At 69.7% G+C, this 21,145-nt stretch carries 14 protein-coding genes, 3 pseudogenes and 1 CRISPR repeat array; of the genes and pseudogenes, 8 read left to right on the top strand and 9 right to left on the bottom strand.

Translation table 11 applies throughout. The features are described 5' to 3' along the window. Positions 1-674: 674 nt before the first annotated feature. Both ACF061_RS27970 and ACF061_RS27965 read left to right on the top strand, forming a co-directional pair. A pseudogene (locus tag ACF061_RS27970) lies at positions 675-6,673 on the top strand (DNRLRE domain-containing protein); the annotation flags it as partial. 48 nt (positions 6,674-6,721) lie between these two features. Continuing rightward, positions 6,722-7,339, top strand: a complete 618-nt coding sequence (locus ACF061_RS27965; protein WP_392269805.1) for a polymorphic toxin-type HINT domain-containing protein — start codon at positions 6,722-6,724, stop codon at positions 7,337-7,339. 87 nt (positions 7,340-7,426) lie between these two features. On the opposite strand, the gene ACF061_RS27960 is transcribed toward ACF061_RS27965, so the two are convergent. Then, a complete protein-coding gene (locus ACF061_RS27960; RefSeq protein WP_392269746.1) occupies positions 7,427-7,807 on the bottom strand; it encodes a hypothetical protein in 381 nt (126 codons plus the stop codon). A 250-nt stretch (positions 7,808-8,057) separates the two neighbouring features. Then, the gene (locus ACF061_RS27955; protein ID WP_392269745.1) at positions 8,058-8,474 is read right to left on the bottom strand and encodes an ATP-binding protein; all 417 of its coding nucleotides are present in this window, start codon (positions 8,472-8,474) and stop codon (positions 8,058-8,060) included. Between the two features lie 73 nt (positions 8,475-8,547). On the opposite strand from ACF061_RS27955, the gene ACF061_RS27950 reads away from it, so the two are divergent. After that, positions 8,548-8,847, top strand: a complete 300-nt coding sequence (locus ACF061_RS27950; RefSeq protein ID WP_392269744.1) for a transposase — start codon at positions 8,548-8,550, stop codon at positions 8,845-8,847. Next, entirely contained in the window at positions 8,789-9,862 is a 1,074-nt protein-coding gene (locus ACF061_RS27945; RefSeq protein ID WP_392269743.1) for an IS701 family transposase, read from the top strand. Before ACF061_RS27950 ends, ACF061_RS27945 begins: the two co-directional genes overlap by 59 nt. A gap of 93 nt (positions 9,863-9,955) precedes the next feature. On the opposite strand, the gene ACF061_RS27940 is transcribed toward ACF061_RS27945, so the two are convergent. The 3 genes from ACF061_RS27940 to ACF061_RS27930 all read right to left on the bottom strand — a co-directional run bounded on the left by ACF061_RS27940 (position 9,956) and on the right by ACF061_RS27930 (position 12,333). After that, a complete protein-coding gene (locus tag ACF061_RS27940; RefSeq protein ID WP_392269742.1) occupies positions 9,956-10,354 on the bottom strand; it encodes a hypothetical protein in 399 nt (132 codons plus the stop codon). Then, a complete protein-coding gene (locus tag ACF061_RS27935; RefSeq protein WP_392269741.1) occupies positions 10,351-11,205 on the bottom strand; it encodes an IS5 family transposase in 855 nt (284 codons plus the stop codon). The genes ACF061_RS27940 and ACF061_RS27935 overlap by 4 nt, the downstream gene beginning before the upstream one ends. A gap of 195 nt (positions 11,206-11,400) precedes the next feature. Beyond that, positions 11,401-12,333: a LysR family transcriptional regulator gene (locus tag ACF061_RS27930; protein ID WP_392269740.1), complete on the bottom strand. Its 933-nt coding sequence runs from the start codon at positions 12,331-12,333 to the stop codon at positions 11,401-11,403. Positions 12,334-12,441: 108 nt separating this feature from the next. On the opposite strand from ACF061_RS27930, the gene ACF061_RS27925 reads away from it, so the two are divergent. The 4 genes and pseudogenes from ACF061_RS27925 to ACF061_RS27910 all read left to right on the top strand — a co-directional run. Continuing rightward, a complete protein-coding gene (locus ACF061_RS27925; protein ID WP_392269739.1) occupies positions 12,442-13,287 on the top strand; it encodes an alpha/beta fold hydrolase in 846 nt (281 codons plus the stop codon). 14 nt (positions 13,288-13,301) lie between these two features. Next, a pseudogene (locus tag ACF061_RS27920) lies at positions 13,302-14,543 on the top strand (MFS transporter); the annotation flags it as partial. Between the two features lie 193 nt (positions 14,544-14,736). Continuing rightward, positions 14,737-15,434: direct repeats of the CRISPR family, unit length 29 nt; unit sequence CTGCTCCCCGCGCCCGCGGGGATGGCCCC. Between the two features lie 314 nt (positions 15,435-15,748). Next, positions 15,749-17,152: a VanZ family protein gene (locus tag ACF061_RS27915; RefSeq protein WP_392269738.1), complete on the top strand. Its 1,404-nt coding sequence runs from the start codon at positions 15,749-15,751 to the stop codon at positions 17,150-17,152. A gap of 286 nt (positions 17,153-17,438) precedes the next feature. Then, positions 17,439-18,059 (top strand): annotated as a pseudogene (locus tag ACF061_RS27910) (transposase family protein); the annotation flags it as partial. A 45-nt stretch (positions 18,060-18,104) separates the two neighbouring features. Here ACF061_RS27910 and ACF061_RS27905 read toward each other — a convergent pair. The 4 genes from ACF061_RS27905 to ACF061_RS27890 form a co-directional block, all read right to left on the bottom strand. After that, positions 18,105-18,413 carry a transposase gene (locus ACF061_RS27905; protein WP_392269737.1) on the bottom strand — a complete coding sequence of 103 codons (309 nt, stop codon included), beginning with the start codon at positions 18,411-18,413 and terminating at the stop codon, positions 18,105-18,107. A 208-nt stretch (positions 18,414-18,621) separates the two neighbouring features. Continuing rightward, positions 18,622-19,434 carry a hypothetical protein gene (locus tag ACF061_RS27900; RefSeq protein WP_392269736.1) on the bottom strand — a complete coding sequence of 271 codons (813 nt, stop codon included), beginning with the start codon at positions 19,432-19,434 and terminating at the stop codon, positions 18,622-18,624. Next, positions 19,431-20,060 (bottom strand): transposase, encoded by a 630-nt coding sequence (locus ACF061_RS27895; protein WP_392269735.1) that lies wholly within the window; start codon positions 20,058-20,060, stop codon positions 19,431-19,433. The genes ACF061_RS27900 and ACF061_RS27895 overlap by 4 nt, the downstream gene beginning before the upstream one ends. Then, positions 20,047-21,066 (bottom strand): NADPH:quinone reductase, encoded by a 1,020-nt coding sequence (locus ACF061_RS27890; RefSeq protein WP_392269734.1) that lies wholly within the window; start codon positions 21,064-21,066, stop codon positions 20,047-20,049. Before ACF061_RS27890 ends, ACF061_RS27895 begins: the two co-directional genes overlap by 14 nt. Positions 21,067-21,145: the final 79 nt, after the last annotated feature.

The raw sequence follows: 21,145 nt of genomic DNA, 5'->3' as shown, positions 1-21,145 counted from the left end.
CGGAGTGTTCTGCCGGGCCGGCGGGTGCGCACCCACCTCCCCTTCCCCCGGCACCGCGACAGCCCTGATGCCCGGACTGCCCCCCGGGGCAGCCGACTGGGCGGTCAAGGTCGACGCGTAGTGCGAGATCCGTGACCACCTGCGCAGACGCGGTGTCCGCGCCGTGATCCCGGAACGTGCGACTCCGGCGTGGGTGCGGTCGCGCTGGGCGCGGTCGTGCTCGGTGAATGGCCCACCACGTCGCAACCGGCCGGCTGTGGCCTCATCCTGGTCAGCGCCTACCGCGCAGCCGTCCGCGAGATCCGCCGCCACCGGCCGGACCGTCTGAGCCGCACAGACGGCAGTGCTTCGAGGCCGGAGGGGGCATCGGAGCAGGAAACGGTCCGAGGCGGGCGACGACACTCCGCATCCACCTGCATGGACAGGTGTACACGGCACAGGACTCGACTCGGCCCCAGTCGCACAAGTGGCCTAGATCGCTTCGATTTCTGGAGTCCTTTGAACCTCGCTTGTGCCGCGTTGTTACATTACCTACTCTTTTATGTCTCGTTACCTTCGCATGAGCACCACATGGGTGGTGCATGACAATCTGAAGAGAACGAGGATTCATGACGACCCATCTGCCCACTCCGGAGGACCGGAGTCGGCCTTGGTCGGGAAGGAGCCTCCGCTGCATGGCGGGCGGCCTTGCCCTGGCCTTATCCGTTTCGCTGCTCAGCGTCACGAGTACGGCGGTCGCTGCTGATGCCGACCGGTCACAGGAGAGGCCGGAGCCCGCGGTGACGCAGGCTGCCGACATCCCGTCCGCCAGAGTGGCCGCGCGTTTGGGGGCAGGCGGGTCGAGGCACTCTCCGAGCGCACCGAGACCTCGACGACGTGGGCGAACGAGGACGGCTCGCTCACCACGGAGCTCACTGCCGGTCCGGTCCGCTTCCAGGAGGACGGCAAGTGGCGTCCGGTGGACCTGACCCTGACCAGACAGACCGGCGGTCCGGTGGAGCCCGTCGGTCACCCCAACGGGCTGCGGCTGAACCCCGGCGGCGGCTCCAAGGTCCGCTCGCTGAAGGAAACGGCCACCGCCGCGGCGCAGGACCTGGTGACCCTGGGGGAGGGCGATGAGCAGATCACGCTGCAGTGGAAGGGCGGCCTGCCCGAACCGCAACTGAACGGCACCCGTGCCGCCTACGTGAACGCGGTACCCGGCGCCGACGTCGTCGTCGAGGCGACCCGCACCGGCTACGAGCAATACGTCGACATCCGTCAGCGTCCGGCCGTGGACGGCTACTCCTACACGCTACCGCTGAAGGCCAAGGGCCTGACGGTCAGGCAGCAGGAGGACGGCAGCCTCCTCTTCACCGACAAGAAGAACAAGAAGCGGGCCGTCATGCCCGCCCCGGTGATGTGGGACGCGACGACCGACAGGGTGTCCGGCGAGCACAGTCACCGCGCCAAGGTCGGCCTGAAGGTCATCCAGCACAAGGGCTCGGTCGACCTGGTCGTCACCCCGGACGCACAGTTCCTCGCCGACCCGAAGACCAAGTACCCGGTGACGGTTGACCCGTCCACCTCCTCACTGAGTAACGTCTTCGACACCTACGTTCAGCAGGGCGAGACGGTCGACTGGTCCGCTGACACCGAGCTGGACCTGGGCAATCCGGGCACGAAGAACGCTGACGGCACCTTCCGCACGGCCCGTTCGTTCATCACCTGGAACACCGCGCCGATCGCCGACGCGTTGGTGACGGACGCCAAGCTGTCGCTGTGGAATTTCCACTCCGGCAACTACACGGGAACCTCGTGCCCCACACAGCCGTGGGAGGTGTGGGCCACCGGAGCCGCGTCGACCTCCTCACGGTGGTCGGCGCAGCCGGCGTGGACCGCCGAAAGGGCCACCTCCTCTGAGACCAGGGGCAATGCCTCCTGCAGTGCGCAACCGGATGGGTGGATCAACGCCAACGTCACCACTCTGGTCCAGGAATGGGCCTCGGCGAAGGCAGCCCGGTCTCACATGGGTCTGCGCGCCTCCGACGAGAGCGTTACGGGGCAGTGGAAGCGCGTCAACTCCGCGAACGCGGCGTCCAATCCGCCGAAGCTGGTCGTCACCTACAACTACCGGCCGCGCACGGGGACGAAGCAGGAAGCGGGTCCGCCGTTCTTCTCCTACGGCGGCGCCTACGTGGTCAACACCACGACCCCGACCCTGCGGGACACGTTCGTCGACCCCAACGGTGACAAGGTCAACGGCACCTTCCAGATCTTCGACACCGCCACCAACACCCAGGTCGGGAACGTCATCGTCTCGCCGTGGGTGAACTCGGGACAGGTCGCCTCCGTGACCGTTCCGGCCGGTGTGCTGGCCGGCGGCAAGACGTACAAGTTCCGCACCTCGCCGTACGACGGCGCCCACTACAATCTCGGCTGGTCCGAGTGGAAGACCTTCACGGTCGACACCACCGCTCCCTCCGCCCCCACCTCGGTCACGTCCACGGACTACCCGTCCGCCGCCTGGGTCAAGGGCGCGGGCCAGACCGGCACCTTCACCGTCACCCCCAACGGCACCGATCACAACTGGCTCGAGTGGTCGCTGGACGGCGTGACGTGGACGAAGGTCTCCACCGGTGGTTCCACCGCCGCCAAGGCCCTCGGCATCGCCCCGCCCAAGGACGGCACCCACACCTTGCAGGTCCGGCAGGTCGACAAGGGCGACAACAAGTCCGAGGCCGTCGACTACACCTTCCACGCCGGGCCGGGCGGCTTCGTTCAGCCCGACGAGGGCGAGCGCACCGCCCGACGCCTGCCGCTCGTCGCCGAGGCCGACGGATCGAAGTACGACAAGGTCTCCTTCTCCTGGCGCCGCTCGGAGGCCGATCCGTGGGTGCAGATTCCCGCGGGTCACGTCACTTCCGCCGGCACGCCGCTGACCGCCTGGCCCGTGGCCCTCACCGCAGGCAGGAACGACCGGCTGGTATGGGACGCGACCAGGACGGTGGACCCGGACGGCACCGCCCAGATCAAGGCCGATTTCACCGGGCCGAACAACGCGTCGGGCGGCACGCAGCCGCTGACCGTGGTCGTCGACCGCACCGCTTCCGGCGCCGCGACCGACGAGGTCGGTCCCGGTTCGCTGAACCTGCTCACCGGTGACTACGCCCTGTCCGCCACCGATACCACGCACTTCGACCTGTCGGTGACCCGCACCGCGTCCTCCCGCAAGCCGGACGCCGGGGCGCAGCAGGCGGGCCAGGTGGCCATCTTCGGTAAGGAGTGGGTGTCGGGCACCGTCGCCGAGGCCACCGACTCCGACTACTCGCACCTGCAGAGGATCTCCGACACGGCCGTGGCCGTGGTGGACCTGGAGGGTGAGGAGATCTCCTTCACCGCGAATGCGGCGAGGACCGGCTGGATACCGGAGCCCGGCTCCGAGGAGCTGACGCTCACCGGCAGCGTGACCGGCAGTTTCACTCTCTCTGACACTGAGGGCACGGTCACCGAGTTCACCAAGCCGGATCCGGCCGCGGCGACCTGGCAGGTTTCCAGCGCATTGATGGACGGCCTCGCCCAGACGTCGACGACCGTGGTCTCCGAGACGGTCAACATCGGCGGCAAAACACTGGCCCGTCCCAAGCGCGTCATCGCGCCGACGTCGGCCGCGTCCGCCGCGACATGCACGGCCACGCCGGCCACCAAGGGCTGCCGTGCGCTGGAGTTCGTCTACGCCACGACCACCACGGCGACCCCGTCCGCGCTCGGTGACTTCGCCGGCCAGGTCAAGGAGATCCGTCTCTGGTCGACCGAGCCCGCAGCCGCCGCGGCGACCTCCAAGGCGGTGCAGACCTACCAGTACGATGACGCGGGCCGCCTCACCGAGACGTGGAACCCGCTGACCAGCCCGGTGCTGAAGACGCAGTACGCCTACGACACCGCAGGCCGCGTCACTCAGGTCACGCCGCCCGGTCAGCTCCCGTGGACGTTCACCTACGGCAAGGCCGGTTCGAGCAGCGCGGCCGGTGACGGCATGCTGCTGAAGGCGTCGCGGCCCGCGCTGCGGCAGGGCACCCTCGACGTGGTCGAGGGGACGGCCGCCACCAGCGTCGTCTACGACGTGCCGCTGACCGGCACCACGGCCCCGTACAAGATGGGCGCCGCCGACGTGAAAGCCTGGGGCCAGACGGACACGCCGACCGACGCGACCGCCGTGTTCCCCGCCGACGCCGTTCCGGCGTCGAACGCGGGCAGCGCCCTGTCCGCCACGTCCTACCAGCGCGCGGACGTCACATACATGGGCGCCTCGGGCCGCGCGGTGAACGCCGCGACACCCGGCGGGCACATCACGACGACCGAGTACGACCGCTTCGGCAACAGCGTCCGTGAGCTGACGGCGGCCAACCGGGCCGTAGCACTCGGTGCGACCACCGCGGACCGGGCCACGCAGGCCGAACTGGGCATCGCCTCGCTGTCCTCGTCCGAGCGCGCCGACCTGCTCACCACGAGGTCCCTCTACAACGACAACGGCACCCGGGAGCTGGAGGAGTTCGGCCCGCTGCGGCGCGTCGACCTCACCGCGGACCTGAAGTCCGGCACCACCACCCTGGTGGCGGCCGGCTCGCCCGTCACCGCCCGCAGTTGGACCGTCAACGCCTACGACCAGGGCCGGCCGACCGACGGCACGGCCAAGGTGAAGGACCAGGTCACCCAGGTCACCACCGGTGCCCAGGTCCGTGAGCATCCCGGCGTGCACGGTGAGACCCGGGTCGTGCAGACCGTGTACGACTGGGCCAAGGGCCTGCCGGTGAAGTCCGTCCAGGACCCGGCCGGCCTGGCGATCACAACCACCACCGAGTACGACTCGCTGGGCCGCGTGGTCAAGACGTACAACACCGGCAGCACCGGGGCGGACGCGGGAACCGTCGTGACCACGTACTGGTCCGCGACGGGCACCGGCACGTGCGCCGGTCGCCCGGAGTGGGCCGACCTGGTGTGCTCCACCGGACCCGGTGGAGCGATCACCGGCGGCGGCAGCAATCCGACCCAGTTGCCGGCCACCACCACCGAGTACGACTGGTGGGGCAACGCCACGGTCGGCACCGATACGGCCAACGGCGTCACACGGACCACGACCACCACGTACGACGCGGCGGGCCGCCCCGTCACCGTGAAGGTCACCGGCGGCAGCGGTCAGGCCGTCCCGGACGCCACGACCGAGTACGACCCGGCCACCGGCAGGGAGAGCCGCACGACGTCGCCGACCGGCGGCACCATCACGCGGGTCCACGACAGGCTCGGCCGGCTCGTCTCGTACACGGACGCCGACGGCGGGAAGACCACGACCGAGTACGACCTGCTGGACCGCCCGGTCAAGGTCGGCGACACCGTCCCGTCCAGCGTCACCTTCACCTACGACCACGGCGTCGAGCCGCGAGGCCTGGCGACGAAGGCGACGGACAGCGTCGCCGGAGTCTTCCAGGCGACGTACGACGCGGATGGCTCGGTCGCCACGGAGAAGCTGCCCGGCGGCTACACCCTCACCCAGACCGAGGACACCACCGGCGCCGCGGTCGGCCGGACCTATACGCGTGACAGCGACGGCACCGTCGTGATGTCCGACGCCGTCACCGAGTCCGTGCAGGGCCAGACGACCGGCCACGCCGGCTGGTCGGACCAGACCTACCGCTACGACGCCGCCGGCCGCCTGAACCAGGTCGACGACACCGTGGAGACGGTCTGCACGCGGCGGATCTACGGGTTCGACAAGCACGCCAACCGTACGTCCCTGACCACGGCCGCCTCCGCGCCAGGCGTGGACTGCCCCACCACCGGAGGAACCAGCAAGACCTCGACGTTCGACAGCGCCGACCGCATCACCGACGCGGGCTACGCCTACGACGCGTTCGGCCGCACCACCACCCTGCCGGGGGGCGTGAGCGTCGGCTACTACGCCAACGACCTCGCCTACCAGCAGACCAGCGGCACCAAGCGGCAGACCTGGAGCCTCGACGCCGCTCAGCGCTTCCGCGGCTGGACGGTGGAGAGCAACAGCGGCGGCAGCTGGTCGCCGACCGAGAACAAACTCAACCACTACGACGGCGACAACGACAACCCGCGCTGGATCGTCGAGAACACCGCCACGGGCGCCCTCACCCGCAACGTGGACTCCCTGTCCGGGAACCTCGGCGCGGTCACCAGCGCAACCGGGGACACAGTGCTGCAGTTCACCGACATCCACGGTGACGTGGCACTCCAGCTCCCGCTCAACGCGGGCGAGGCGCCGATCGTCCTCGACACCGACGAGTACGGCAACCCGCGCGACAAGCAGCAGGCCGTGCGCTATGGCTGGCTGGGCGGCAAGCAGCGCTCCAGCGAGACGGTGGCCGGCTACACCCTCATGGGCGTACGCCAGTACAACCCCGCCACCGGCCGGTTCCTGTCCCTCGACCCGCAGCGCGGGGGCAACGCCAACGCCTACGAGTACTGTTCGGCCGATCCGGTCAACTGCTTCGACCTCGACGGCAAGTGGGGCTGGAAGAAGTTCGTCAAGAAGGCCAAGCGGTGGGCCTGGCGCAACAAGTGGGACATCGCGCTCACCGCGGCCGGCTTCGTCCCCGGCCTCGGCGCCGCCGCCTGGGGTTACCGGGCCTACCGCGGTTACCGCGCCCTGCGGGCCGCACGGACCATCGGCCGCAGCTGCCGGTGGAACTCCTTCCTGCCCGAGACGCCGGTCGTCATGGCCGACGGCAGCACCCTGCCGATCAGCCAGGTGGAGGTCGGAGACCTGGTCCAGGCGGTGGACGAGATCACCGGTGAGATCACCCTCTCCCCGGTCAGCGACGTGATCATCGGACACGGCACCAAGGATCTCGTCACCCTGTCCGTGGACGCGGACGGAGACGGCCGGTCGAAGAAGATCACTGCGACCGCCAACCACCCCTTCTTCGTCCAGGGCCGAGGCTGGACCGAGGCGTTCCGACTGACGCCGGGCTCGCGTCTGTCGAACCCGAGCGGGCTGGCGCCGGAGGTTACGGCCACCAGTCGCACGCAGGCGGTCCGCACCGTCTTCAACCTGACCGTCGCCGGCAGCCACACCTACTTCGTGGTCACCGACGGCCGGTCGGCGCTGGTCCACAACTGCGCCAGGTACATCCCGAAGAAGCGCAACGTACTGAACTGGTGGCACCCCACCCGGTTCAGCAGCAAGAGCGCCGCAATCCGCCAGGCCAAGCAGGTCGCGCGGACCGGAGGCCGCTGCCGCTACCGCGGTCCGTGCGGCTCCGGCAACCACGTCCACGTCGACTTCATCAACCGGTTCGGACGGATCTTCCGCACGAACCACTACAGGTGGTGAACCCCGGCAGGGGATCGAGGAAGGTGACATGAACGTCGGGGCGGTCAGGAATTCCTGACCGCCCCGACGCACGCCATCTGTACAGGGTCAGCAGAACTCCTCGACGTACAGCAGCACCCGGCCGTCCTTCGAGCGAAAGTCGTACGCCTGGTAGGTGCCGGACTCGGGAGCGTCCAGCCGGTCCTTGATCAGCAACCATGCAGTCTCACGCTCCTCGACCGGCACCGGCCTCAGCACCTCCCCGGCGCCCTCCCCGATGATCATCTCGTCCGCGCCGCGCACGAGTCGCCTGGCCACTCGGGCGTCCAGCGGCCCCTGGCTCTTCACCCAGAGACAGCCCTGACCGTCGACGAGTTCACCCGCGCTCGCGGGGGAGAGGTCACCGGTGGCCGGATCGGACCCTTCCACATGCTCCAGGGAGGCCATCACCTCGGCGAAAGTCTTGTCGGGCGTTCGCTTCTTCGGCATGAATCCAGTCTCGCAGGAACCACCCCCCACCGGCCACACGCGTCTCTTGCCGCCCGGCAGCCAATGGGCGACGGCGAGACCGGAGCCGAGCCCGTAGCCGGGGCTGTCGTCCAGCCCACCCACGGCCGGGCCGTGGTTCCGCTCGCTCGACCCGTTGCGCGGGCGTCGCCCCCTCGCCGGCCGGCCGGCACTCGAGGGGCCGGACAGGCGCTCCGCCCGTGCCCCTTCCCCGCCTTGCCCTGCCCGGCTGTTACAGGGGCCGGCGTCCGGCGACCGCACCGCCCGGATCGTCCAGCAGGGCGATGCGGGCGGTGATGCGTTTGCCGACCGGCTCGCGCTGCGCTTCGAAGCCCTGGCAGACGGCCATCACGATCTCCAGACCGTGCTGCCCGACCCGGCCGGCGTCCGCGGCCCGCGCGATCGGCAGCACCGGATCGGAGTCCCACACCACGACCTCGACCGTGTCGCCGGTGATCCGCAGGTCCAACAGCGCCGGGCCGGGAGCGTACTTGCGGGCGTTGGTGACCAGCTCGCTGACCACCAACTGCGTCACATCCATCGCGCGCTGCGAGACCGGCAGCCCGTGCTCGGCCTGCACCCGGGCGAGAAAACCGGCCGCCCGATGGCGGGCCTGGGCGATGTCCGTGCCACCCCCGTGCAGGGTCACGGGCCTTGATCCCGGATCTTGGACACCAGAGACACTTGGATCTTGAGGATCTGAGGACTGGAGTTTTGTACTGATGGCGATGAAGCACTACCCAGCCGAGTTCAAGGCGGACGCGGTCGCGTTGTACCGGTCCCGGCCCGGGGCGACGATCAAGTCGGTCGCCGCGGACCTGGGCGTGAACACCGAGACACTGCGGAACTGGATACGCGCGGCCGACGGCCGGCGCACGGGCGGCCACACCGTGCCGCGCCCGGCCGCGGCGGTGGCGGCCGGGGGGATGGAGGCTGAGCTCGTCGCCCTGCGCAGGCGGGTGCGTGAGCTGTTATGTCGCCGAGCGGCTCGGCGCGCCCGACGGTGTCCTCATCGTCGATGACACCGGCTTCATCAAGAAGGGCGTCGTCTCCGCAGGAGTGCAGCGCCAATACTCGGGAACTGCGGGGCGCACGGAGAACTGCCAGATCGGCGTCTTCGCGGCCTGTGCCTCCGACAAGGGTCGGGCCCTGGTGGATCGCGAGCTGTATCTGCCCAAGTCCTGGACCGATGACCCGGAGCGGTGCCGGGCCGCGAGGATCCCCGATCAGCGCAGCTTCGCGACCAAGCCGGAACTGGCTCGCGGCCTGGTGTTGCGGGCGTTGTCCTCGGCGCTGCCGATCGCATGGGTAACCGCGGACGCCGCCTACGGTCAGGAGTTGCGTTTCCGGCGGATGCTCGAGGAGGCCCAGGTCGGATACGTGCTGGCGGTCCCGAAGTCCCAGCAGGTGCCCTCGTTCGGGCGGATCGACCACGTCCTGGCCGGCGCCCCGGACGAGGCCTGGGAGCGGATCTCGTGCGGTGCGGGTTCCAAGGGCCCGCGGGTCTACGACTGGGCCGCGGCCCGGCTTCCCGCCGTCGTTGAGTTCGACGGTGAGGATCCGGCACACCACCGCTGGGTCCTGGCCCGCCGCAGCCTGGCCCGGCCCGACGAGGTCGCCTACTACCTGGCCTATGCCCCGGCCGGCACGACCGTCACTGAGCTCGTCCGCGTCGCCGGCGCCCGCTGGGCGATCGAGGAGTGCTTCCAGGCCGCGAAGAACGAGTGCGGCCTGGACGAGTACGAGGTCCGCCGTTACGTCGGCTGGTACCGGCACATCACGCTCGCCATGCTCGCCCACGCCTTCCTTGCCGCGATGGCAGCCCGTGCGCTCGAAAGGGGGGACGAAGAAACGCTCCCACCAGCATCGTTCCCCTCACAGTGGCAGAGATCCGACGGCTCATGGACGCTCTTCGTCCCCCACCCCGGCCCACAGCGCGAACGGCCCGTCCTCTCGACTGGTCGAACTGGCGCCGCCGGCACCAGGCCATCGCCCGCCACTGCCACTACCAACGCCGAACGCGTCCCGATCGAGTGAGTCACGAACCGCAACCAACATGACAGACCGTCAGCTTAGTAGACTCAAAAACAGGCCGCTGACCAGGACAAATGAAGAACCGCAACTGCAGTACTAAGTCCGTTTCTGGTAGCGGCCTCGTCCGGGTTGGGTGAGGAAGCCTTGTCGGGTGAGGCGGCCCAGCCGACTGCGGGTGATGTTGACGGATGCCTCACCGGTGGGCATGCCGAGGAGTTCGTGCAGCTCACGGGCTCGAAACTCCTGGTCGGGGTGCTGGCTGAAGGCGTTCACGATGGCCTGGTAGGCGGTGCCGACCTCGGGTGGGTCGGGTTCGGCTCCTACAGGAGCAAGCTCCGTGATGACCTTGCGGGTGGTGGCCAGTTGCGTGAGTCGCGCTTCGGTCTCGGCCAGGGCAGCGGTGAGGTGCTCGATCTGGCTCCGTAGCTCTGCGGCCCGGGCGGTGGCCTCGTCCTGCTGGGCCTGAAGGCCGGCCAAGAGTTCGGAGACGTTCACGCGGCCAACTTGAGGGTGTCACGCCAGGCCGGGGTCGGGGTGGTGAGGCGGCGGGCCATGTTCGCGGTGGAGGCCCAGTAGACGCGTGAGGCGGAGGTGTCGGGCCGGTGGTCGTACTCACGGGTGAGACGCCGGTGCAGCATCAACGTGCCGTTCGTCTGCTCCACCACCCATCGCTTCGGCTGCGGGACAAAACCTTTGCCCTGGTCAGCAGGGTTGCGGCGGACGACCTCGACGTCGATGTCCAGCAGGGCGCCGTGAATGACGACTTCGTCCTTGAAGCCCTGGTCCACCAGGGCCTTCTCCAGACGCATCCCGCACCGCTCGGCGGCCTGGTCGAGCAGGACGGTGCCGGCGGCGTTGTCATGCGCGGAAGCGGCCAGGACAGCGACGCCGATGATCAGCCCGAGAATGTCGACGGCCAGTCCCCGCTTGCGCCCCGACACCTTCTTGTTCGAGTCCAGCCCCGTCGTGGTCTTCGGGACACCCGCCGCGGCGCGGACCGACTGGGTGTCGATGATCACGAGGGACGGGTCCTCTAATCGGCGGGCCTTCTCCCGCACCTGGCAGCGCAGGAGTTCCTGGATCCGCTGGTCGAGCCCGTCCTCACGCCACAGGCTGAAGTAGTAGAACACCGCCGACCACGCCGGGAAGTCATGCGGCAGGAGACGCCACTGGCAGCCCGTCCGGTTCTGATAGAAAATCGCGTTCACGACCTCCCTCAGGTCGCAGGACCCGGCCTCTCCGGTCGCCGACCGCGCCACCCTGTCCTGCTTCCAGGCAGTGATCATCGGCTCGATCAACGCCCACTGCTCATCCGATAAATCGCTGAGGTACGGCTCTCTCTTCACGCCCCGTATCCCAGTATGGACATGCTCACCAGGCCGCCCGCACGGCGATCGTTACCACGATCGAGCGATCACGAACTGAGGAAGATCGGACTTAACGCCCACTGAGACTCGCTCGTGTACGCCGTGCGCCTCACGCCGAGGCCGACCCGTGCCGGAAGGCCGGACACGCGCATGCGAAGGGAAGACCGGCCCGAATCAAGTGTGGGGCCGGAGCCGGTCGTTGAGCGCGGCACCGACGTCGGGGCAGTTCTTCCGGATGGTGTCGAGGAAGGCGCGCAGCACCGGGGAGTGATCGCGGGCCGCGAAGGACAGGACGAGATCGGGCAGGGGCGTGCGCGGGGTCACTTCACAGAACCGCACTCCCGGACGCGGGACCACCCTCATGCGGGACGGCCCCAGGCCGACGCCCACGCCCGAGGCGGCGAGGCCGATGATCGTGTGCACATCCCTCGCGACGGTCGCGCCGCCGAGAGCCGATGAGTCCGCGCCCAGCAGGGTGCGCAGTCCGGCGACCACAGCGGGCTCGTCCTCGCCGGCCGACACGATCAGCGGCTGTCGCCGCAACTGATCGGCACTTACCGACTGATGGCCCGCGTACGGGTGCACCGTACTTACCACAGCGATCACGTGGTCGCGTCCGATCGGGACGGACACGAGATGCTCGGCTCCGGCACCCCGTGGCGGGCCCAGGGTGATGGCCACGTCCAGCTCCCCGGCGACGAGAGCCGGGCTGCTGCGGCTGGTCGCCATCTCGTGCAGTTCCAGTCTCACATCGGGCCGTTCGCGGCCGAACCGGCTCAGGACGCCCGGCAGCGGATCGAGCAGTGCCGAGGCGATGAAGCCGAGGCGCAGACGTCCCGTCTCGCCGCGCGCGGCCCGGCCCGCGTCGACCGTGGCCGCCGCGATCTCGTCGAGCGCCCGGCGGGCCCGCGCGAGGAACGCCTCGCCAGCGGCGGTCGGGAACACCCCCTGACGTGTGCGGTCGAACAGCCGGGCCCCGACCTCGCGCTCCAGGTCGGCGATCTGCTTGGACAGCGGCGGCTGCGCGATGCCCAGCTCGCCGGCCGCCCGGCCGAAGTGTTCGTGCTCGGCGAGAGCAACCGCGTACCGCAGGTGCCGCGCTTCCATGACCCGCCCTCCATCCCATCGGCTGGTGGCAATACCTCAAAGATATTGCCATGCCACTTACCAGATCTATGAATGGATAGCACTGTAATTCCTGTCTGCAATGGAGCCATGAGGAACGTATCTCTGACCGACACCGTCTTCGTTTTCGTGCACGGCGCCTGGCACAGCTCCGGACAGTGGGCGGCGACGCAGCGCGCGCTAGCCGGACTGGGCGCTGCAAGCGTGGCCATCGACATGCCGGGGCACGGCTTCGACGCACCCCTGCCCACCGGATACCTGCTGCCCGGCCAGCCGGGCCTGCTGACCGAGAAGTCACAGCTCGCCACCCTGACGATGGACGACTGCGCCGAGGCAGTACTGAGCGTCCTGCGCCAGGTGCGTCACCATCGCACGGTCGTGCTCGTCGCGCACAGCGCGGGCGGCGGTCCCGCGTCCCTGGCCGCGGAGCGGGCGCCCGAGCTGGTGGACCGGATCGTCTACCTGTCCGCTTTCGTCCCGGGCGGGCGGCCGCGGTTCTTCGACTATCTGGGCTCACCCGAGAACGCCTCTGCGCTGGGCCATAACCTGAACCTCGGCGACCCCGAGACCCTGGGCGCCGTACGGATCAATCCGCTCTCACCGGATCCCGCCTACCTTGACGAACTGCGGGAAACCCACTACCACGACACCCCCCTGGACCGCTTTGACCGGTGGCGGTCCGCGCTGAGCCCTGATCTGCCCCTGGCGATCCCGACGGCTCCGGTCACCCTGACCGCAGCACGGTGGGGACGAATTCCACGAACCTTCCTGCGCTGCGCCGAGGACCGGGCGCTGGCACCGGCCGCGCAGGACCTGATGATCGCGGAAGCCGACCGGGCCTTCCCCGGTAACCCGTTCACTGTGCATACCCTGCCCGGCAGCCACAGCCCGTTCGCCGCCCGGCCGGGCGAGCTCGCCGCGGTCCTCGCCTCGTGAACCGGCATCGGCCCATGAAGGGTTCCCCGTCCCTGAGCGGGGGACGGCTCGCGGCCGGTGGCGGCGGGCGGCTCGTACTGCCGGTCGTGCTGAGCGCGACATTCGTGCAGTTGCTCAACGTCACCGTCGCGCAGATCGCCGCCCCGGCGATCCGGGCCGACCTGGGTGCCGGCTCAGGTGCCGTGCAGCTGATCCTGGCCGGGTACACCCTGACCTACGCCTGCTTGCTTATCACGGCCGCGCGCCTCGGCGACCGGTACGGCTACCACCGGCTGTTCGTGCTGGGCACCGTCGTCTTCATGGCCGGTTCAGTAGCGGCCGCGTGTGCTCCCGATGCCACGTTCCTCATCGCGGCCCGGTTGGTCCAGGGCGCGGGCAGCGGCTTGGTCGCCCCGCAGGTTCTGTCGATCATCCAGGTCGCCGTCCCCGCTGCCCGACGCCCACGGGCTCTCGGCCTGTTCGGTGCCACGATGGGAGTGGCGTCGCTGGCCGGGCCGCTGATTGGCGGACTTCTCGTCGGCGCCGACCTCTTCGGTCTCGGCTGGCGCTCGGTGTTCCTGGTCACGGTGCCGGTGGCACTCGTCTCGCTCGCGGGCGCGACCGTACTGCCTCACACGCGAGGCGCGGCCGGACAGCGCGTGGACGGGGTGGGCATGTTGCTGACTACCGTGGGCTTCGGTGCGCTGGTGCTGCCGCTCGCGCTGGGAGGGGAAGCCGGCTGGCCCTGGTGGACATGGGCCACGCTGGCCGTGTCCGTGGCAGTTCTCGGCTGCTTCGCCCTGACTCTCCCGCACCGGCCGGATCCCCTGGTGCATCCGTCGCTGTTCCGCGACCGGAGGGCGCGTGCGGGGGTGCTGCTGGTGTTTGTGTTCAACTCCGGGGTGCCATCCTTCACGTATCTGCTGTTCCTGCATCTGCAGTCGGCCATCGGGTATCCCGCCCTCACGGCCGCGCTGACGTCGGCTCCCTTCGCGGCCGCGGCCGTGCTGGGCAGCCGTGGCGCACCCGCGCTGGCCCGCCGACACGGGGCGGCCGTGCTCACGGTTTCGGCGCTGGTATTGGCGGGGACGGCCCTGGCTCTCGCGTCGCTCATCGGCACGGCGGCCGGACGCTGGGCGGCCTTGCCGGTCCTGGCTCTCGGCGGCGCCGCGTTCGGCTCGTTCACCGCCTCGGTGTTCGCGTCGGTGCTGGCGAGGGTGGACGGCTCCGCGGCCGGTTCTGTGTCCGGGCTGTTGCCCACGGCTCAGCAGCTGGGCGGGTCGATCGGGGTGGCTGCGGCGGGGCTCGTCTACTTCGCACCCGCCGCCGGCCCGGGCGCCGCGTTTCGGCACGCCATGATCTACGAGGCCGCCGTCTTCGCCGTCACCGCGCTGATCAGCCTTCGGATGCGCGATCGGAACCGACCAGCCGCGCCACGGGCAGGCGCGACGCGTGCTGCGGGGCCCGCAACTGCTCCCCGCGCCCGCGGGGATGGCCCCGACCCGGCCGCCCTCACCTCCCGCCCGGTCACCTGCTCCCCGCGCCCGCGGGGATGGCCCCTGGTAGCCGAATGTGGGCGGCACGGTGCCGTTCTGCTCCCCGCGCCCGCGGGGATGGCCCCTGCGCATGGCGGAGCGGTTCCTCGAGGAACACCTGCTCCCCGCGCCCGCGGGGATGGCCCCAACACCACGAACTGAGCGAGCCGCCATGCCCTCTGCTCCCCGCGCCCGCGGGGATGGCCCCTGGTGGGTGACCATGTAGTCGTCCGACCAGGACTGCTCCCCGCGCCCGCGGGGATGGCCCCGCGCTCCCACCTGCGGAAACAGTGATCCGTTCCTGCTCCCCGCGCCCGCGGGGATGGCCCCCACTCCATCGCGGAGGGCCGCCGCCGTCACATCTGCTCCCCGCGCCCGCGGGGATGGTCCCTCGCCGGTCACCTCGTCCACACTGATGCCGACCTGCTCCCCGCGCCTGCGGGGATGGTCCCCACGGGGCGGTACGACGGTCGCTCATCGCTCGCTGCTCCCAGCGCCCGCGGGGATGGTCCCCGGAGGACGAAGTGCGCGTAGTCCCGGCCGCCCTGCTCCCCGCGCCCGCGGGGATGGTCCCCGCACACGACGGGAAGGAACCCCGCTCATGACCTGTTCCCCGCGCCGGGGGATGGTCCCGCGGTGAGTAGCTTCGTCGACTGCCGGCACCACGGATGCGGCTGTGTAAGCCGGTCTTTGGGGCGTCGTTGGTGTTCGGTCCGCTTCCGCCCAGCGCGTGGGTGGCTGGGCGGAAGCGGGGCGGTCCCCTTCGGTGGTTCTTCAGCACAAGAAGGCCGCGCGGCACGATAGGCCTGCTCAGCTACAGCGGCGGCAACTACCAGACGCCGGCTGCGCACTGCTGAACCAGAGCCCCGCAGGCCCCGTCTACCAAGGCGGGGCCTTCCCCCTCCCGGCCCCGCACTCCTCGATATGACCACGCAAGGAACCGCGCCGTGTTTACCGCCATCTTCCAACACCATGTCGGCTATCTGGCCGTGTGCACATTGATCGGCCTCGTTCTCGGCGGCACAGCATGGACGCTCGCCCGCAAGCGGGGGAACTCTTACGGGGCATGGTGGTCCGGGCTCGCCTTCACTCTCACCGGCGTCCTCGGCGTCACTTTCATGGGCGGTGGCTCGGCCGGCCGCGTGTGCGTGCTCAACCATCGGTTTGCCGAGCCCTTCCACACCACGCAAGGGGTGTGGAACCTCGCCATGATGGTGCCCGTTGGTGCCTGTGCGCTCCTGGCCATCCGCCGCCCGCTGCCTGTCCTCGTCGGCGTCATCGCGCTGCCCCTGGCCATCGAATTCACCCAGGCCACCGTCAACGGCCTGGGGCGCGTGTGTGACAGCTCGGACGCCGAGATGAACATCATCGGCGGGATGATCGGGCTCACCGTTGTCGCGGTTGCGCTCACGATCCGCCACTCGCTCGCCTGGCAGGCGGGAACCAAGGGCGCCCTGATCACTTGCGCGGCGCTGCTCCTCCTGGGCTTGGGAGTGGCGCGTCCGATGCTCGACTTCACGAACGTGGATGGCAGCAGCCTTGCCGACGCAAGTTCCGGCCAGAAGCGGGCCGTTGAGGCCGCCGTCAAGGAGGCGTTCGGCGACCGATACAAGATTGGCAAGCAGTACGAGCAGCCGTGTGGTGACTCCCCATGCACCAACATCATCTTCATCCTGCTCAGCCGTGAAAAGGGGCACGCGCAAGACTTTGGTACCGGCAGCCTTTCCTGGCCGGACAAGAAGCACCTCAGCGTACAGCTGGAGAACAGCGACCACCCTACTGTCATGGGATACCCGGTGGGAGGCGCGAAAGCCCCGTCTACCGATGCAGCAGCCTCTCGAATCGCGAAGTCGTACGCCCAGCGACAGTATCCGTGGGCGATGAGCGCGACCATGTACGAAACGTTTCCCGTGGGCGCAAAGGCCGAACTCGGCTGGGCTACGAACTGGAGGTGGACTTACAACGACGTTCTGATGCCCAGGATGCTGGACGTCCAGGTGGACAGGGCTGGTCGTGTATCTCAGATTGACGTCACCCTTGGTCCGACCCAGGTGAAGCTTCCCGAATCCAAGCTTGACGCCGGGCAGGCCGAAAAGGCAGTGAACAAGACGGTAACGGCACAACTACAGGCCAATGGAAACGCTGGCGTAGAATTCCACACCAAAGCAGTCACTGTAAAAGCGGTCGAACAAGACGGTAATTGGCAGCCGAACTGGCTCGTGAACGTGACAGTGCCCGGCAACGGAAAGAGCGATGATTCGCAGGAGCAGGAAGCAGTTACGATCTACCGCGTGAGCGCCGTGACTGGGCAGGTATACGACGAAGCCGGGCAGCCCCTCCCAGCCGGCTGACACCCACCATCGGCGTGTTGCGATCCTGGGCCGTGGCGGAAGGCCCGCGCGGTGCACGATCCGGAGTCTGAGGAACATCCGTGTCAGATCGTGCGCTTATCGCTCGGCGCTGCGGCAGTGGCGGGTGCGGGGAGGGAGTGGTTCGGCTTCTTGCGCTATGGCCGGGCAGGTGCCGGAGCGCCGACGCCGCGGTGCAGGCGCAGCAGCACGTCGGATGCTTGGCGGATGAGTTCGTTTTCCTAGAGGCTGTCCCGTAACTGCTGGTCAGAGGTGAGATGATCTTGCCGTGGCTGGTGTGATCACGGCGTCGGAGCCCTCGTGGATAGGTCCGTTCACCGGGCTGAGCCCGCGGCAGTTCGCCAAGCTGATCACCGCGCTGCGCCGTGAGGGAGCCGACCCGGTCCGCAAGGGCCGGCCGTGGTCACTTCCGTTGGAGGACCGGGCGCTGTTGGTGGCCGCGTACTGGCGCACCAACCTCACCCTGCGCCAGCTCGCCCCGCTGTTCGGCGTCTCAAAGTCGGCGGCCGACCGGATCGTCGACCACCTCGGACCGGCTCTCGCGCTCCAGCCGCGGCGGCGGTTCCGCAAGGACACCGTGCTCATCGTGGACGGCACGCTGGTCCCCACCCGCGACCGGGCCGTGGCCGCCTCCAGCAGGAACTATCGCTACTCCACTAACCACCAGGTCGTCATCGACGCCGACACCCGCCTGGTCGTCGCCGTCGGCAAGCCGCTGCCCGGCAACCGGAACGACTGCCGGGCCTGGCAGGAGTCCGGCGCCAAGGCTGCCGTCGGCGCGACCCCCACGGTGATCGCCGACGGCGGCTACCGGGGCACCGGTCTGACCATCCCGCCCTACCGCCGGCACAAGGACGAGGAACTGCCGGCCTGGAAGCAGGATCACAACGCCCGGGCTCGACCCCCAGGTGTGGATGCGCTTCGATGAGCGCGGTCACCTGGGCCGGGTCGGGTCGAGCTGGGCTGCGAAAAAAGCCGAGGCCGTCCGCAGGGCCTCGTTCGCCCGCTTGAGCTGGGCATTCTCCTTCCGCAGAGCGGCCAGCTCCTCACGCTTGGCGGTGGTGAGGATGTCGCCTCGCTCGCCGGCATCGGCCTCGGCCTGACGGATCCAGTTGCGCAGAGCCTCATGGTGCACGCCGAGTTCCTCGGCCATGCGGCGGATCACGGGCCTCGGCTCAGCAGTTCGGTACATCCGAACTGCACGCTCACGCAACTCCAGCGGGTACTTCCTCGGGGCAGGCATCGTTTGGGCTTCTCTGACCCCCTGTCACCCATGCCCGCATCTCGGGGGAACCTCAGGCGGAGCCGAAAACAGATCATTGACCGTTAAATGGGAGCGGACGAAGTTCCTAACACCACGGCCGCCCGGAATGTCGTAGGCCGGGGAAGACTGCGTGATCACGCGCCGCCGACCCCGCCCGGAAGGAACCGCCGCTACCTCACCGGATCGGTCAGAACCTACGCCCGGCCTCAGGCCCACCCACGCCTGTGCGCCGGTTGACCAGGTGCATGCCGAGGACGAGCAGGAGCTGGTGTCCGGCCTGGTTGAACCGCTGCTGGAGGGTGGGTTCGCGAAAGAGACCGGCGAGCTGTCCGGCTTCGGCGGCGAGGTCAGCGCGCACGGCGAGGTAGTCGGCGGTGGAAGCACGGTAGACGGCCCGGCCCCGTTCCAGCAGCGCACCGTCCACCTTCCCGTCCAGGGTGCGGCACAGCGCCGTGCGCAGGGCCTCGACGTGGGTCACGACAGTGTCGACGGTCATCGACGCCCCCGCGGGGCCCAGCGCGCGGACAAGGCCGCTGGCGGCGAACACCGTCTCCGGCTCCATCACGTCCCGTACGGCGTCCAGCAGTTCGGCCCGCCCGCGCACCGTCAGCGCCTTGCCGTTGCCCAGCTCGGTGATGTTCCGCACGAACCGGGCCCGCGCCGTCGGCGTGGCCAGCTGATGCCCGACCTGCTCCAGCAGACCGACCGCGCCCTCACGCGCCACCTCCTGACTACGCCGGCCGCGCCCCACCCACGTCACCCACGCCCGCTGCGCCTGCCGGGTGGATACGTAGCCGTCCCACCACAGCCACGTGGCCAGCGGCACCTGCGCAAGCGCGTTCAGGTGCGCGACCTGCTGGCGCTTGTCCAGCAGGAGGAGCAGAAGCCGGCGCTGGTTGGCGCTGTGCTCGGCCTTGTCCGAGCCACGCCGCCGGGTACGCAGACGCGGCTGGTCCAGCAGCCCCTTCGCGATCCAGTCGTGGATCCGCCGCACGGTCATGAGCACCACAGCCAGAGGGGTTTCGGGTCGCGGTCGCCCGGCAGGTGCTCGGCCTTCAGCCGGATCAACGTGCCGTGGAGGAGGGGAAGTTCCTCGTGGGCATGGTCGAGCCAGGGGCCGCGGTGGGTGAGTCTGGGGTGCATCCGGTCCCAGGCCGTCGCCTCGGCGGTGCCGTATCGGGTGGTGCTGGTGGAGGTGGTGACGTCGGGGGTGTGCCAGGTGTCGGGCTTGGCGAGGGTGAGGACACCGCCGTGCCGACGGGGGCGTCCGCCGCGCGGTCCGGAGCGGGCGGGGCCGGCATCGCGGAGCATGACGCGGTCCGAGCGCAGACGTCCGACCAGCACCACCGGGAGGTCCGCCAGGGCGTGGGTGAGGTAGGCGGTGTCGTAGCCGGAGTCCATGACGATCAGGATCTCGGCATCGCCCGGCCGCCAGTGCCCGGCCGCGATCAACCGGACGACTGTGTCGCGGAGTTGGCGGGCGGTGACCTGAGTGGCGTCATCGGTATGGGGTGGCTGCGGCCCGGGCAGAGGTCGGGGGGACGCCACCCACAGGCCGCCCCAAGCCGGGTTCCCCGGGGCGGCGGGTGGGTGCGCAGTGGCCGACCGGACGTCAGGAGGCGACATCCACCAGGACCTTGCCGACCGCGCGGCTCTCGACCGCTCGGTGCGCGTCGGCGGTGCGATCGAGCGGGAAGCGGAGCAGCGGCAGGCCGTGCTTCTCGCCGACTGGCAGCGCGCCGTCGCGCACCGCGGCGGCGACGTCCTGGACGGCCGCGGTGCGAGCCTTCGGACCGGCCGTGTAGAGCACCAGGAACTGGAAGCGTGTGTTCAGCACCATGTTCTGCGGCACGTTCAGTTCGACCGGCTTGCCGCCGTCGTTGGCGTAGGTCGAGATCGTGCCGCGGGTTCGCAGCACGGCCAGGTCCAGGGCGAGGTTTGCGCCCAGGGCCACCTCGGCGACGATGTCGACGCCGTCCGGGGCGATTTTGCGGATCTCGGCGGCCGGGTCGCCCTCGCGGTAGTTGATCACGTGGTGGGCTCCGGCGGCAGTGGCCAGCCGGGCTTTCTCCGGGCTGCTGACTGTGCTGAGCACGGTGGCGCCGGCCCATCGGGCGAGCTGGATCACCGCGTGCCCGACCGCTCCGGCCCCACCCGCGGCGAGCACCACCTTCCCGTCAAGTGCCCCGGGATGCAGCCGGCGCGGCCCGTCCTCGGCGACGGTGAGCGCGCGGTGCGCGGTCAGCGCGGGGACGCCGAGTGCGGCGCCGACGTCGAAGCCGGCCTCGTCGGGCAGCGGCACGGCCTGTTCGGCGGGCACGACGGTGAACTCGGCGGCGGTGCCGGTGGGCCGTCCGGCGGCGGCCATGAACAGCCAGACGCGCTGACCGACCCGGCTCCGGTCGACGCCCTCACCGACGGCGTCGATCGTGCCGGCGCCGTCGAGGTGCGGGGTGACCTCAAGGAAGTGCTTGGGGTGGCCGGCGCCGGAGCGCGCCTGCCAGTCGGTCGGGTTGACCCCGGACACGGCGACCCGGACGCGAACCTCGCCGGGGCCGGGCTCGGGCAGGTCACGGTCGACGAACTGGAGAACGTCGGGGGCGCCGTTGTCGCGGTAGATGATGGCCTTCATGATCCGTCCTTGGAGCCTGGTAGAGCGGGGTTTCCCGGCGTGGCCTGGCGGTTCGTCAGGTGGCCGGCGTGGGTGTGGT

Source organism: Streptomyces sp. NPDC015220 (genome assembly GCF_043079345.1).
Lineage (GTDB): Bacteria > Actinomycetota > Actinomycetes > Streptomycetales > Streptomycetaceae > Streptomyces.
Note: the sequence above shows the minus strand (reverse complement) of the source record. Positions and strands in the feature narration are given on the sequence as shown.